The organism is Halorubrum rutilum (assembly GCF_024494565.1).
This window is the reverse complement of sequence record NZ_JANHDN010000005.1, coordinates 168,281-180,919: the sequence shown is the minus strand read 5'-3', so window position 1 is coordinate 180,919 and position 12,639 is coordinate 168,281. Positions and strand designations below refer to the sequence as shown.

13 protein-coding genes are annotated in these 12,639 nt (G+C 70.6%); 12 read left to right on the top strand and 1 reads right to left on the bottom strand.

Annotated elements, in window-relative coordinates; all coding sequences use genetic code 11:
• The first annotated feature begins 84 nt into the window (after positions 1–84).
• The 9 genes from NO900_RS11975 to NO900_RS11935 all read left to right on the top strand — a co-directional run bounded on the left by NO900_RS11975 (position 85) and on the right by NO900_RS11935 (position 9,574).
• Positions 85–549 carry an SHOCT domain-containing protein gene (locus NO900_RS11975; RefSeq protein ID WP_256409457.1) on the top strand — a complete coding sequence of 155 codons (465 nt, stop codon included), beginning with the start codon at positions 85–87 and terminating at the stop codon, positions 547–549.
• Between the two features lie 69 nt (positions 550–618).
• Positions 619–864 carry a YhbY family RNA-binding protein gene (locus NO900_RS11970; protein WP_256409456.1) on the top strand — a complete coding sequence of 82 codons (246 nt, stop codon included), beginning with the start codon at positions 619–621 and terminating at the stop codon, positions 862–864.
• Positions 864–1,757, top strand: a complete 894-nt coding sequence (locus NO900_RS11965; protein ID WP_256409455.1) for a mechanosensitive ion channel family protein — start codon at positions 864–866, stop codon at positions 1,755–1,757. The genes NO900_RS11970 and NO900_RS11965 overlap by 1 nt, the downstream gene beginning before the upstream one ends.
• A gap of 86 nt (positions 1,758–1,843) precedes the next feature.
• Entirely contained in the window at positions 1,844–3,181 is a 1,338-nt protein-coding gene (gene trkA / locus NO900_RS11960) for a Trk system potassium transporter TrkA (RefSeq protein ID WP_256409454.1), read from the top strand.
• 7 nt (positions 3,182–3,188) lie between these two features.
• Positions 3,189–4,691: a TrkH family potassium uptake protein gene (locus tag NO900_RS11955; protein ID WP_256409453.1), complete on the top strand. Its 1,503-nt coding sequence runs from the start codon at positions 3,189–3,191 to the stop codon at positions 4,689–4,691.
• Positions 4,692–4,830: 139 nt separating this feature from the next.
• Entirely contained in the window at positions 4,831–6,399 is a 1,569-nt protein-coding gene (locus NO900_RS11950; protein WP_256409452.1) for a TrkH family potassium uptake protein, read from the top strand.
• 76 nt (positions 6,400–6,475) lie between these two features.
• On the top strand, positions 6,476–6,919 hold the full coding sequence (locus tag NO900_RS11945) for a universal stress protein (protein WP_256409451.1): 444 nt from the start codon (positions 6,476–6,478) through the stop codon (positions 6,917–6,919).
• A gap of 15 nt (positions 6,920–6,934) precedes the next feature.
• Positions 6,935–7,783 carry a universal stress protein gene (locus tag NO900_RS11940; RefSeq protein WP_256409450.1) on the top strand — a complete coding sequence of 283 codons (849 nt, stop codon included), beginning with the start codon at positions 6,935–6,937 and terminating at the stop codon, positions 7,781–7,783.
• 90 nt (positions 7,784–7,873) lie between these two features.
• The gene (locus NO900_RS11935) at positions 7,874–9,574 is read left to right on the top strand and encodes an acyl-CoA mutase large subunit family protein (protein ID WP_256409449.1); all 1,701 of its coding nucleotides are present in this window, start codon (positions 7,874–7,876) and stop codon (positions 9,572–9,574) included.
• Positions 9,575–9,620: 46 nt separating this feature from the next.
• On the opposite strand, the gene NO900_RS11930 is transcribed toward NO900_RS11935, so the two are convergent.
• Complete coding sequence (locus NO900_RS11930; RefSeq protein WP_256409448.1) at positions 9,621–9,857, bottom strand: DUF7999 family protein; 237 nt, start codon at positions 9,855–9,857, stop codon at positions 9,621–9,623.
• Positions 9,858–9,969: 112 nt separating this feature from the next.
• On the opposite strand from NO900_RS11930, the gene NO900_RS11925 reads away from it, so the two are divergent.
• The 3 genes from NO900_RS11925 (at position 9,970) to NO900_RS11915 (ending at position 12,591) form a co-directional block, all read left to right on the top strand.
• Positions 9,970–10,734 carry a 4-phosphopantoate--beta-alanine ligase gene (locus tag NO900_RS11925; RefSeq protein WP_256409447.1) on the top strand — a complete coding sequence of 255 codons (765 nt, stop codon included), beginning with the start codon at positions 9,970–9,972 and terminating at the stop codon, positions 10,732–10,734.
• Between the two features lie 129 nt (positions 10,735–10,863).
• Complete coding sequence (locus tag NO900_RS11920; RefSeq protein ID WP_256409446.1) at positions 10,864–11,313, top strand: Lrp/AsnC family transcriptional regulator; 450 nt, start codon at positions 10,864–10,866, stop codon at positions 11,311–11,313.
• 123 nt (positions 11,314–11,436) lie between these two features.
• Positions 11,437–12,591, top strand: a complete 1,155-nt coding sequence (locus NO900_RS11915; RefSeq protein WP_256409445.1) for a DUF63 family protein — start codon at positions 11,437–11,439, stop codon at positions 12,589–12,591.
• Positions 12,592–12,639: the final 48 nt, after the last annotated feature.

Below are 12,639 nucleotides of genomic sequence, written 5' to 3'. Positions count from 1 at the left end.
GCGGGAGGGGAACGGTCGCTAGCACCGCCGAGACCGCCGAACGCGGCGATACCGTTTAGTTGCGCGACCGGCACGGGTGCGACAATGGCGGACTCCGGCGTGCGCGGGCGGTTCGAGCGGAACGCGAGCGAGATCGCGGTGACGGTCGTGACGGGGACGTGGCTCGCGGCGCTCTTCCTCGACGTCGGGTGGTGGCTCCCGCTGCTGCTGTTCGGCTACGTGGTCGTCGTCCCGGCGGTCGCGATCCTGTTCGACGAGGGCGAGGCGGCGAGGTGGCCCGGCGACGTGCGCGGCGACCGCACCGCAGAGTCCGACGCCGACGCGGGGCCCGAACGCGCGAGCGACGCGCTCGATCGGCTTCGCACGCGGTACGCCGAGGGAGACCTCACCGATGAGCAGTTCGAGCGGAAGCTCGACCGACTGCTGGAGACCGAGACGCCGGAGGACGCGGCCGAGTACGCGCGTCGCGATCGGGCGCCCGACCGCGCCGCGGACCGCGAGCGAGACGAGGGCCCCAACGCGGACCGCGACGCCGAGCGCGAGCGGTGACGACGGGCGTCCCGAGGGGCGCCGTCCGCGAACCTCAAGCTTCAACTGCCGCGACCGAGTGAACGGGGTATGAGCGACCAACAGCTTCGCAAGGAAGCGCACGACCTCGACGTCACCGTCTGGGTCGGGAAGAAGGGCGTCGACGCCGTCGTCGACGAGACGGCCGACCAGCTCGACGACGCCAAGCTCGTGAAGGTGAAGTTCCTCCGGGCGGCGCGGGGCGGGACCACGACCGACGCGCTCGCCGCGGAGCTGGCCGACGCGGCCGACGCCGAGCTCGTGGAGACGCGCGGGAACACGGCGGTGCTCCACTGATGAGCGCCGCGGGCGGTACGGGCGGGGTCGTCGGGGTCGCGGGGACGCTGGAGCCGTACCTCGGCCCGGCGACCGGCCTCGCCGTCGACGCCGCGATCTTCCTCGCCGTCGTCGCCGCGACGTACCTCCTCTACAAGGCGGCCATCGCGCCGCTCGTCCGGCGGGTCTTCGACAGGCAGGGGCTCGATGAGCACGCGCGGCGACCGCTCCAGAAGATCGTCGCGTTCCTCGTGCTGTTCGCCGGCGTCACGGTCGCGTTCGGGGCGGCGGGGTACCAGGGGTTCCTGCGCTCGCTGGCGACGATCGCCGCGGCGGCGACGCTCGCGATCGGCTTCGCGCTCCAGGACGTGATCAAGAACTTCGTCGCGGGCGTCTTCATCTACACGGACAAGCCGTTCCGCATCGGCGACTGGATCGAGTGGCAGGGGAACTCGGGGGTCGTGGAGGACATCTCGTTCCGAGTCACCCGCGTCCGCACGTTCGACAACGAGCTGCTCACGGTGCCGAACCACGCGCTGACGAGCGACGTGGTGAAGAACCCGGTCGCGAAGGGGACGCTCCGGCTGAAGTTCGTCTTCGGGATCGACTACGAGGACGACGTGGAGCGGGCGACCGAGATCATCGTGGAGGAGGCCGAGGCGAGCGACGCGATCCTCGACGACCCCGCGCCGTCGGTGCGGCTGACCGAGCTGGCCGACTCCTACGTCGGGCTGCAGTCGCGGATCTGGATCGACGACCCGTCGCGGGCCGACTTCGTGAAGGCGCGCGCGGACTACGTGAAGGCCGTCAAGCGGCGGTTCGACGAGGAGGGGATCTCGATCCCGTTCCCGCAGCGGACCGTCTCCGGGCGGAACGAGTGGACGGACCCCTCGTCGTTCGGCGGGGAGGCGTAGGCGTCCGTCGGGCGGACCGCCGTTCCGCGGCGCTCCCCCGGCTCCCGATAGTAACGAACTTGAGGGCTCGGTGACTCGTTGGGCCCATGCACGTGGTCGTCATCGGGGCCGGCGAGGTCGGGACGAGCATCGCTTCGAGCCTCGCGTCGGACCACGAGGTCGTCGTCGTCGACGTCGACCCCGAGCGCGCGGAGCAGCTGAAGTACGAGCTCGACGTGCTCACGATCGCCGGCGACGGGACGACCTCCGACATCCAGACGGCGGCGGAGGTCGGCCGCGCGGACATGGTCATCGCCTGCACCGACAACGACCAGACGAACCTCGTCGCCTGCGGCACCGCGAAGACGCTCGGCGACGGGTTCACGATCGCCCGCGTGAAGAGCACCGACTTCCTCCGGACGTGGGAGGGCAGCGAGGGCGCGTTCGGCGTCGACTTCATGGTGTGTACGGACCTGTTGACCGCGCAGAACATCGTCCGCGTCATCGGGCTCCCGGCCGCGATCGACGTCGACCCGTTCGCGAGCGGGCTGGTCCAGATGGCCGAGTTCGAGATCGCCGAGGGGAGCCCCGTGGCGGGACAGACCGTCTCGGAGGCCGACCGCTTCGAGTCGCTCACGTTCGCGGGGCTGTTCCGCGACGGCGAGATGATCGTCCCGCGGGGCGACACGGACATCAGGGTCGCGGACCGCGCGGTGGTGATCGGGAGCCCCGAGAGCGTCCAGTCGTTCGCGACCGACGTGGCGCCCGAGACGACCCCCGACCGCGCCGACGAGATCGTCGTCGTCGGCGGCAGCGAGATCGGCTATCAGACCGCGCGGCTGCTGGAGGAGCGCGAGTTCACGCCGCGGCTGATCGAGCGGGACGCCGACCGCGCGCGCTGGCTCGCGGAGAACCTCCCGAACACCGTCGTGATGGAGCACGACGCGACGGACACGGAGTTCCTCACGCGCGAGCACGTCGACGAGGCCGACATCGTCGTCACCGCGCTCCGGTCCGACGAGAAGAACCTCCTCATCTCCGTGCTCGCCAAGCGGCTCGGCGTCGACCGCGTGATCGCCGTCGTCGACAGCCCGGACTACGTCACCGTCTTCGAGGAGATCGGGATCGACATCGCGATCAACCCGCGCACCGTGACCGCCGAGGAGATCACCCGGTTCACCTACGAGAGCGTCGCGGAGAACATCGCCGTGCTGGAGAACGACCAGGCCGAGGTCCTCGAACTCGAACTCACCGAGGGGTGCGGGCTCGTCGGGCGACCGATATCGGAGATCGTCGCTGACACCGACGCGCGGTTCGTCGTCGGCGCGATCACCCGCGGCCGCGACCTCGTCACGCCGCGGGGCGACACCGTGCTCCGGCCCGGCGACCACGTCATCCTGTTCGTGGAGTCCGACTCCGTGAGCGCGATCACCGCGATGGCGTGAGTCCGCCGTGAGCACCAGGATCCGGGTCGGCTGGCGGGCGAGCGTGGGACTCACCGGCGACGTCCTCGCCGCCCTCCCGGTCCCGCTCGCGTTCCCGCTGCTCGTCGCGCTCTACTACGGCGAGTCGCCCCTCCCCTTCGTCGCGGCGATCGCCGCCTCGCTCGCGGTCGGCGCGGCGTTCCGGTCGGTGCAGGACCCGGAGGAGGACCTCGGCCCCCGAGAGGCGTTCCTCGCGGTGGCGCTGATCTGGTTCCTCGTCGCCGCGGTCGGCGCGATCCCCTTCGTCGTCGCCGGCGTCGGAACGGTCGCGCACCCTGTGAACGCGCTGTTCGAGTCGATGAGCGGGCTGACGACGACCGGGGCGACCGTCCTCCGGGACTTCTCGATCCACTCGCGCTCCGTCATGATGTGGCGGCAGGTGATCCAGTGGCTCGGCGGGCTCGGGATCCTGATCTTAGCGACCGCGGTGCTCTCCGAGGTCGGCGTCGGCGGGGCCCAGCTGATGGAGTCGGAGTCGCAGACGCAGGACGTCAACAAGCTCACGCCGAAGATCTCGGAGACCGCGCAGCTCATCTGGGGGATCTACTTCGGGCTCACCGGGCTCGCCGTCGTCGTCTACTTCCTGCTGGGGCTGGCGTTCGACCCGCGGATGGACCTGTACAACGCCGTCGCCCACGCGTTCACGTCGGTCGCGACCGCCGGCTTCTCGCCGGAGCCGCTCTCGATGGGGGCGTTCCACCCGGTCGTCCAGTGGGCGGTCGTCCCGTTCATGGTGATCGGCTCGACGAGCTTCGTCCTCATCTACTTCGCCATCAACGGGGAGCCGATGCGCCTGCTGCGGAACGAGGAGTTCCACTTCTACCTCGGCGCGATGGGGACGTTCGCGACGGTCGTCGCCGTCGCGCTGTTCCTCGATCCGGGCGTCGCCTTCGGCGCCGAGGCGACGGTGCGCCACGCGGTGTTCAACGTCGCGTCGATCGTGACGACGACGGGGTACGCCAGCACCGACTACGTCCGGTGGGCGCCCGCGGCGAAGCACGTGCTGTTCATGGGCATGTTCGTCGGCGGGATGGTGGGGTCGACGACCTGCTCGATCAAGTCGCTCCGGTGGCTGGTGGCGCTGAAGTCGTTCAAGCGGAACCTCTTCACCGCCATCCACCCGGAGGCCGTGCGGCCGGTGCGGATCTCGGGGAAGCCGATCGACGAGGGCGCAATCCGCGACATCTACGCGTACCTCCTCCTCAGCATCGTGATCTTCTTCCTGCTCGCCGTGGTCGTCGTCGTCGACGCCGAGCGGGCGGACGTCCGGGTCACCGAGTTCGAGGCGCTCGGCGCCGCGGCGACGACGTTCCTCAACATCGGGCCGGCGTTCGGCGCGGCGGGCCCGTACGGGACGTTCGCGACGTTCCCGACGACGACGCGGGCCGTGATGATCGTCCTGATGTGGATCGGCCGGATCGAGATCATCCCCGTTCTCGTGCTGTTCACGAGGGCGTTCTGGACGTCGTGACGACCGGAACCGGGGATCCGAGTCGGGGCGTTAGTCCCCGGACGCGACCGCGACGGCGACGCGCCGAGGTCGCCGGCGCCGTCCCCCCTTCGACAGTTTAATACAGCGAACGGGCGACTCCCGGATCGATCGAACAACCATGTCGTGGGGCGTCAACTGGAAGGCGAGCGTGGGGCTTCTCGGGGTCGGGATCAAGTACCTCGCCGTCACGATGTTGGTACCGCTCGTCGTGGCGCTCGCGTACGGAGAGGACGCCGGGGTGTTCCTCGCCTCGATGGCGCTCGTCGCCGCGATCGGGTTCGCCGTCGAGCGCGTCGACCCGGACCCGGACCTCGGGCCGCGCGAGGCGCTGCTTTTCGTCTCGCTCGCGTGGCTCGCGGCCGCGGCCATCGGCACGGTGCCGTACCTGATCGCCGGGTACAACACGGCGTCGACCGTCGGGCTCCAGACGGGATCTGTCGGCGCGTTCACGGGGTCGATCGTCAACGCGCTGTTCGAGTCGATGAGCGGGTTCACCACCACGGGCGCGACCGTCCTCGGCGAGATCGGGACGGACCGACACTCCCACGCCCTGCTGATGTGGCGCCAGCTCACGCAGTGGCTCGGCGGGATGGGGATCATCGTCCTGATGATCGCCATCCTCCCCGAGGTCGCGGTCAACGGCGCACAGCTGATGGAGTCGGAGGCGCCGGGCCCGGAGCTCCAGAAGCTCACGCCGAAGATCGCCGAGACGGCGCGCGCGCTGTGGCTGATCTACTTCGGGTTCACCGTCCTGCTCGCGGCGCTGCTGTACGCGCTCCACCTCCTCGGGATGGCGCCGAACATGGACCTGTTCAACGCGGTGGCCCACGGCTTCTCGACGCTGCCGACCGGGGGGTTCTCGCCGCAGGCCGACAGCATCGGCGCGTTCTCGGCGGCCGTCCAGTGGGTCGTCATCCCGTTCATGGTCGTCGCCGGCGTCAACTTCGCGCTGTTCTGGCACGTGCTCCGCGGCGAGGCGGAGGTAATGTTAGAGAACGCCGAGTTCCGCGCGTACGCCGGCGCCCTCGCCGTCATCACCGCCCTGCTCGCCGTGCTCCTGTTCCGGGGGGCCGCCCCGCTGATCGAGCTCGGCGGGACCACCCAGGGCGTCGCCGGGAACTCCATCCGGCAGGCCGCCTTCCAGATCGGGTCGCTGCTGAACTCGACCGGATTCGCGACCGCGGACTTCGCGCAGTGGGACGCGCACGCGCAGGTCCTGCTCCTGTTCACGATGTTCATCGGCGGCTCCGCCGGGTCGACCGGCGGGGGCGTGAAGATCGTCCGCTGGCTCGTCGTCGGGAAGGCGATCCGCCGGGAGCTGTTCACCTCGGCGCACCCCGAAGTCGTTCAGCCGGTCCGGTTGGGCGGCAACGTCGTCGACGAAAGCGCCATCCGCGGTATCATGGCGTTCACCATGCTGTACGTGGTGTTGTTCGCGCTCTCCGCGGTGTTCATCGCGCTCGACACCGCGCGGATCGGGGTCCAGCTGAGCGCGCTGGAGTCGATCAGCGCGTCGCTCGCGACCATCGGGAACATCGGACCGGGGTTCGGTCGGCTCGGGCCGTTCGGGAGCTACCTGTTCTTTCCGAACACGTCGAAGCTCCTGATGATCTTCCTGATGTGGATCGGCCGGCTGGAGATCGTCCCGGTGCTCGCGGTGTTCATCTCCGGGATCGACGCGCGGTAGCCGCTCGGACCGGCCGACCTCCGCCGGCCGACGCGCGGAGCGTATCTTCTTAACGGACGGGGGAGTTGATGCCCGTATGACCAGCCACGACGAGACGGGCGGACGGGACCTGCTCGCGCACGCGCTCCTCCCCGTCGCTAACGAGGACGACGCGCTCGCCACCGCGAGAGCGCTCGAACCGTACGACGTCGGCCGAGTGACGGCGCTCCACGTCGTCGAGAAGGGCGGCGGCGTCCCCGACAAGACGCCCGTCGAGCAGTCGGAGGAGCTCGCCGCCGAGTCGTACGCGGCGGTGCGGACGGTGTTCCCGGACGCCGGGGAGCACACCGCCTACTCCCGGGACGTGGTCGACGCGATCTTCGACGCCGCCGGCGAGGTGGACGCGAGCGCGATCGCCTACCGGCCCCGGGGCGGGAACCGGCTCGCGCAGTTCCTCTCGGGCGACCTGTCGGCGAAGCTCGTGACCGACGCGCCGGTCCCGGTCGTGGCGCTCCCGCGCGCGGAGTCGGCCGAGCGCTGACCCGGCTCCGAACGGATGACCGAGACCGGCGACGGGCCGACGGTGCTGGTCGCGCTCGCGAACCCGCGGACCGAGGGCGCGCTCGTCGCGCTCGCCGGCGCGCTCGCCGAGCGCGAGGGCGGGCGCGTGCTGGCGATCCACGTCGTCACCGTCCCCGATCAGACGTCGCTGGAGAAGGCCGCCGAGAACAGGGAGCGGCTCGACGACTCCTCCGCGGAGCTGCTCGACGCCGCCGTCGCCGACGCGGCCGCCTTCGACGTGCCGGTCAGGACGAAGACAGTCCTCTCGCACCGCGGGATCGAGGAGGTGTTCGACGCCGCCCGGACGAGCGACGCCGACGCCGTCGTGATGGGGTACGGCGGGACCCGGTTCGCCGGCGGACGCGTGGAGGGGTCGCTGGACGAACTCGCCCGGGACCTCCCGTGCGACTTCCTCGTCCTCGACGGCGAGCGGCCGGACCCCTCGGACGTGCTCGTCCCGACCGCCGGTGGCCCCTCCTCCGACCTCTCCGCGGAGGTCGCGGCGGCGCTCCGGGACGTCGCCGGCGCGGAGGTCTCGCTCCTGCACGTCGTCGAGCCGGGCGACGAGGAGACCGGCCGGGCGTTCCTCGCGGACTGGGCCGACGGTCACGGCCTCGCCGACGCGACGCTGCGGGTCGAGACGGGCGACGTCGAGGAGGCGATCGAGCGCGTCGGCGAGGGGTACGGCCTCGTGATCGTGGGGGCGACGGAACGGGGGCTGCTCTCGCGGATCGTCCGCGGGTCGCTGGCGTCCGAGGCGGTCGAGCGCCTCGACGCGCCGGTGTTGCTCGCGGAGCGCCCGTCGTCGCGATCGCTCCGCGAGCGGCTTTTCGGGGGGCGATGACGTCGTCCGGTTCGAGCGTTTCGCCGTCCGAGTCGCGCATCTCTTAAAATATAATGAATATTTATACGAGTCCGGCGGGTAGCGGGCGCCATGTACGACGACGAGGAGCTCTCCGAGATCCGCGAGGCCAAGGCGTCGTGGGAGGCGGAGACGCTCGGCCCGACCCTCGACCGGCGGGGCGAGCGGAGGGAGCGGTTCGCGACGGTGTCGAACCGCGAGGTCGACCGCCTCTACACCCCCGCGGACGTTGCCGACCTCGACTACGGCGAGGACCTCGGCTTCCCCGGCGAGGAGCCGTACACCCGCGGCGTCTACCCGACGATGTACCGCGGCCGGACGTGGACGATGCGGCAGTTCGCGGGGTTCGGCACCGCCGAGGAGACGAACGAGCGCTTCCGCTACCTCATCGACGAGGGACAGACCGGCCTCTCGACGGCCTTCGACATGCCGTCGCTGATGGGGCTCGACTCCGACGACCCGATGTCGCTCGGCGAGGTGGGCAAGGAGGGCGTCGCGGTCGACACGCTCCGGGACATGGAGGTCCTCTTCGACGGCATCGACCTCGCCGAGGTGTCGACCTCGTTCACGATCAACCCGAGCGCGCCGGTGATCTACGCGATGTACGTCGCGCTCGCTGACCGGCGCGGAATCCCGCGCGAGGAGCTCCGCGGGACCCTCCAGAACGACATGCTCAAGGAGTTCATCGCGCAGAAGGAGTGGGTGATCCCCCCGGAGCCCTCCCTCGATCTGGTGACCGACACGATCGAGTTCGCGGTCGACGAGACCCCCAAGTTCAAGCCGATCTCGGTGTCGGGGTACCACATCCGCGAGGCGGGGTTGACCGCGGTCCAGGAGCTCGCCTTCACCCTCGCCGACGGGTTCGCGTACGTCGAGGCGTGTCTCGACCGCGGGCTCGACGTCGACGCGTTCGCGCCGCAGCTCTCCTTCTTCTTCAACGCGCACAACTCGGTCTTCGAGGAGGTGGCGAAGTTCCGCGCCGCCCGCCGGATCTACGCGCGGATCATGGGCGAGTGGTACGGCGCCGAGGCCGACGCCTCGAAACGGCTCAAGTTCCACACCCAGACGGCGGGGCAGTCGCTGACGGCCCAACAGCCCCTGAACAACGTCGTCCGCGTCACGCTCCAGGCGCTGGCGGGCGTGCTCGGCGGCACCCAGAGCCTCCACACCAACTCCTTCGACGAGGCGCTCGCGCTTCCCTCCGAGCGGGCCGTCCGGGTCGCGCTCCGCACCCAGCAGATCATCGCCGAGGAGTCGGGCGCGGCCGACATCGTCGATCCGCTGGGCGGCTCCTTCGCGGTGGAGGCGCTCACCGACGAGGTGGAGGCGGAGGCGACGGCGTATATCGAAGAGATACGGGACATGGGCGACGGCTCCGTCCGCGACGGGGTGCTCCGCGGCATCGAGCGGGGGTACTTCCACCGCGAGATCCAGGAGGCGTCCTACGAGTACCAGGAGCGGGTCGACGAGGGCGAGGAGACCGTCGTCGGCGTCAACGCCTACCGGGTCGAGGCGGACACGGAACCCGACCTGCTCCGCGTCGACGAGACGACCCGGGAGCGCCAGCTCGACCGGCTGGAGTCGGTGAAGGCGGAGCGCGACGACGACGCGGTCGAGGCCGCCCTCGACGACCTCCGCGACGCGGTCGACGCGGGGGAGAACGTCGTGCCCGCGATCGTCGCGGCCGTCAAGGCGTACGCGACGATGGGGGAGGTCATGGACGTGTTCGAGGCGGAGTACGGGAGCTACCGCGAGCGCGTCGGGGTGGCCTGAGCGGCGCGAAAAACTGAGACGGCGGGACGGGCGGACCGGCGGCGCGTCACGCCGGGTCGACCGGCCGAGCGGACTCCGCGCACCACGCGTTGCCGCGGCGGCCCGCCCGCCAGAGGTCGAGCTCGACGACCGAGCCGGCGTCGAGCGCCGACAGCTCGGCTTCCACGTCGGGATCGTCGTATTCGACGACGTACAGCGTCCCGTTGCGCGGGTATTCACGGAGCGTGATCGCCCCGTGGTCGTTACACGCGTCGACGATCGTGTACTTGCCAGTGCGGTCCATCCCGCGTCGAGCTACGAAGTGTCCCATGTTAACGCTTGTGCGAACGGGCGCCGAGCCCGCACGCGGCGGCCGCGAACGGTCCACTTTACTCGGCGCGCCGCCTCGCTCGGGTATGACGGAGACGGAGGTCCCGGAGGACCACCCGCGGTACGCCTCGCTCGTGACGCGTCACCGGATCGAGGCGGGCGTCGAGAAGGGGATCACCTCGAAGCAGGGGCTGATCGCACAGGGGCGCGGCGAGGCGTTCGACTACCTCCTCGGCGAGCGGACGCTCCCGAGCGCGGACCGCGCCGCGCGCGCCGCCGCGGCGACGCTGCTCGCGGCCGATCGCCCGGTGATCTCGGTGAACGGCAACGTCGCCGCGCTCGCGCCCGCGGAGACGGTCGAACTCTCCGAGGCGGTCGACGCCGACCTGGAGGTGAACCTCTTCAACCACACCGACGAGCGCGCCCGGCGCATCGCCGACCACCTCCGCGAGCACGGCGCCGACGAGGTGAAGGGGCTCGCCGGCGACGGCGAGATCCCCGGCCTCGACCACGCGCGCGGCGTCGTCGACGCCGACGGGATCGAGGCGGCCGACGTCGTCGTCGTCCCGCTGGAGGACGGCGACCGCGCCGCGGCGCTCGACGCGATGGGGAAGACGGAGATCGTGATCGACCTCAATCCCGGGAGCCGGTCGCCGCGGACGGCGGACGTCCCGATCATCGACAACCTGATCCGCGCGGTGCCGAACGTCGCAGATCACGCGCGCGACCTCGCCGACGCCTCGCCCGAGGAACTGCGGGGGATCGGCGACGCGTTCGACGCGGACGAGGCGCTCTCGGCGGCGGAGACCGCGATCCGAGAGGGGTCGCTCGAGACGCCCGACGAGCCGTAGCCGCGGGGCGGCCGCGAAGACGAGGCGGGCGGCGGGGGTGGGCCCCTCGTCGACGAGATATTAGGAAAACGAGGAGTAGCGTTCGCGGGACGTCGGAACTGCAAAGTCCGTCCCCGACCTAACGAGGGCATGGAACTCGACGAGACCGACCGCGAAATACTCAGGATCCTCCAGGAGGACGCCCGTACTCCCTTCTCGGAGGTCGCGCGTCGGATCGACATGTCGAGCGCGACCGTCCACGACCGGGTCGGGCGGATGGAGGAGGCCGGCGTCATCGAGGGGTACCACGCCGAGGTCGACCCCAAGGCGGTCGGCTTCGGGGTCAGCGCGTTCGTCGGACTCCGCGTCGAACAGGGGCGCGAGGAGGACGCGCTGGAGCGGCTCCGCGAGATCGACGGCGTCAGCGAGATCCACCTGACGACCGGCGAGTGGGACGTCATGCTCCGGGTCGTCGCCGCCGACACCGACAGCCTCCGCGAGCTGATGTTCGAGGAGATCGCGGAGATGGACGGGTTCTCGCGCTCGCAGACGATGATCATCCTCGGAACCGACTTCGACGACGACGGGCCGCCGATCTGAGCGGACCCCGCGGACGAGGCCCTCGCTGACGGGGTTCGCGGCGGCGCTCGGCCCCGACGACGCCGGGCCGCGCGACGAGCGGGGACCGGAACGCTAAACTCGGAAACACCCCGAACGGGAACCATGAGCACACCGGTCGCCGGACGGGTCGAGCGGTCACCGGAACGGGCGTGGGCGGCGATCGTCGGCGGGTTCGCGCTGCTGCTCGCGGTCGGGTCGGCCGTCTTCCCGCGGGCCGTGTACGACCGGTTCGTCTGGCGGTACTTCTGGGGGCCGGTCGTCGCCGACGGTCGGGGCGCGCAGTGCGCCGTTCGGGACGCGAGCGGGACCGAACTGCTCGGGAGCTCGTCGGCGTGTCAGGCCGCGGTCGACGCCGGCGAGGTCGTCGCGTTCCCGGGGTACACCACCGTCTCGACCGTGAGCTACGTGGTCGTCCTGCTCGCGATGCTGATCGGCGTGGTGTTCCTGCTCCGCCGGCTGGAGATCGGCGAGGAGCTCCGGTTCTTCTTCGCGCTGTTCCCGTTCATGCTGCTCGGGGGCGCGCTCCGCACCGTCGAGGACTCGGGCGTCGCCGCGCTCCGCGCCGGCACGGAGCCGCTGATACCGTTCCCCGCGAGCGCGCTGCTGATCAGCCCGTTCATCTACTTCACCGCGTTCGGGTTCACGCTCGCCTGCGTCCTCGCGGCGTACGGGCTGGCGAACCGCGGGGTCGTCGACGACTACGCCCGGCCGCTGTTCGCGATGGGGGCAGTCGCGCTCGCGGCCTCGGTCGGCTACCTCTCGTACCTCGCCGCCGCGACCGACTACGTCGAGTTCTACCCGCAGGTGCTCGCGCTGACGTTGGTCGTCGCGACCGTCGCGACCGCGGTCACCTGGAAGCTCGCGACCCGCTACGAGCCGACGATCCGCCAAGGGACCGGCGTCGCCGGGATCGTCATCGTCTGGGGCCACGCGATCGACGGCGCCGCCAACGTGATCGGGCTCGACTGGATGCCGGCGCTGACCGGGACCGCGAACCTCGTCCCGAAGCACGTCGTCAACGCGCTGATCGTGAACTGGACCGGGCGGCTCCTCCCGGACCCGATCGTCGCCGTCACCGGCGACGCGTGGCCGTTCCTGCTGGTGAAGCTCGTCGCCGCGTCGTTCGTCGTCTGGGTGTTCAACGGCGAGATGTTCGAGGAGTCGCCGCGGTACACGCTGATGCTGCTGATCACCGTGCTGGCCGTGGGGCTCGGCCCCGGCACGCGGGACATGCTGCGTGCGACGTTCGGTATTTAAATAGGCGAATCGGTTTAGTCCGGTATCCGTCAATTTTCGCTTTTGGTG

Excerpts from the sequence above, each read along its gene's own strand:
- NO900_RS11975 (WP_256409457.1), top strand. The coding sequence starts at position 85 with ATGGCGGACTCCGGCGTGCGCGGGCGGTTCGAGCGGAACGCGAGCGAG.
- NO900_RS11970 (WP_256409456.1), top strand. The coding sequence starts at position 619 with ATGAGCGACCAACAGCTTCGCAAGGAAGCGCACGACCTCGACGTCACC.
- NO900_RS11965 (WP_256409455.1), top strand. The coding sequence starts at position 864 with ATGAGCGCCGCGGGCGGTACGGGCGGGGTCGTCGGGGTCGCGGGGACG.
- trkA (WP_256409454.1), top strand. The coding sequence starts at position 1,844 with ATGCACGTGGTCGTCATCGGGGCCGGCGAGGTCGGGACGAGCATCGCT.
- NO900_RS11950 (WP_256409452.1), top strand. The coding sequence starts at position 4,831 with ATGTCGTGGGGCGTCAACTGGAAGGCGAGCGTGGGGCTTCTCGGGGTC.
- NO900_RS11945 (WP_256409451.1), top strand. The coding sequence starts at position 6,476 with ATGACCAGCCACGACGAGACGGGCGGACGGGACCTGCTCGCGCACGCG.
- NO900_RS11940 (WP_256409450.1), top strand. The coding sequence starts at position 6,935 with ATGACCGAGACCGGCGACGGGCCGACGGTGCTGGTCGCGCTCGCGAAC.
- NO900_RS11935 (WP_256409449.1), top strand. The coding sequence starts at position 7,874 with ATGTACGACGACGAGGAGCTCTCCGAGATCCGCGAGGCCAAGGCGTCG.
- NO900_RS11930 (WP_256409448.1), bottom strand. The coding sequence starts at position 9,857 with ATGGACCGCACTGGCAAGTACACGATCGTCGACGCGTGTAACGACCAC.
- NO900_RS11925 (WP_256409447.1), top strand. The coding sequence starts at position 9,970 with ATGACGGAGACGGAGGTCCCGGAGGACCACCCGCGGTACGCCTCGCTC.
- NO900_RS11920 (WP_256409446.1), top strand. The coding sequence starts at position 10,864 with ATGGAACTCGACGAGACCGACCGCGAAATACTCAGGATCCTCCAGGAG.
- NO900_RS11915 (WP_256409445.1), top strand. The coding sequence starts at position 11,437 with ATGAGCACACCGGTCGCCGGACGGGTCGAGCGGTCACCGGAACGGGCG.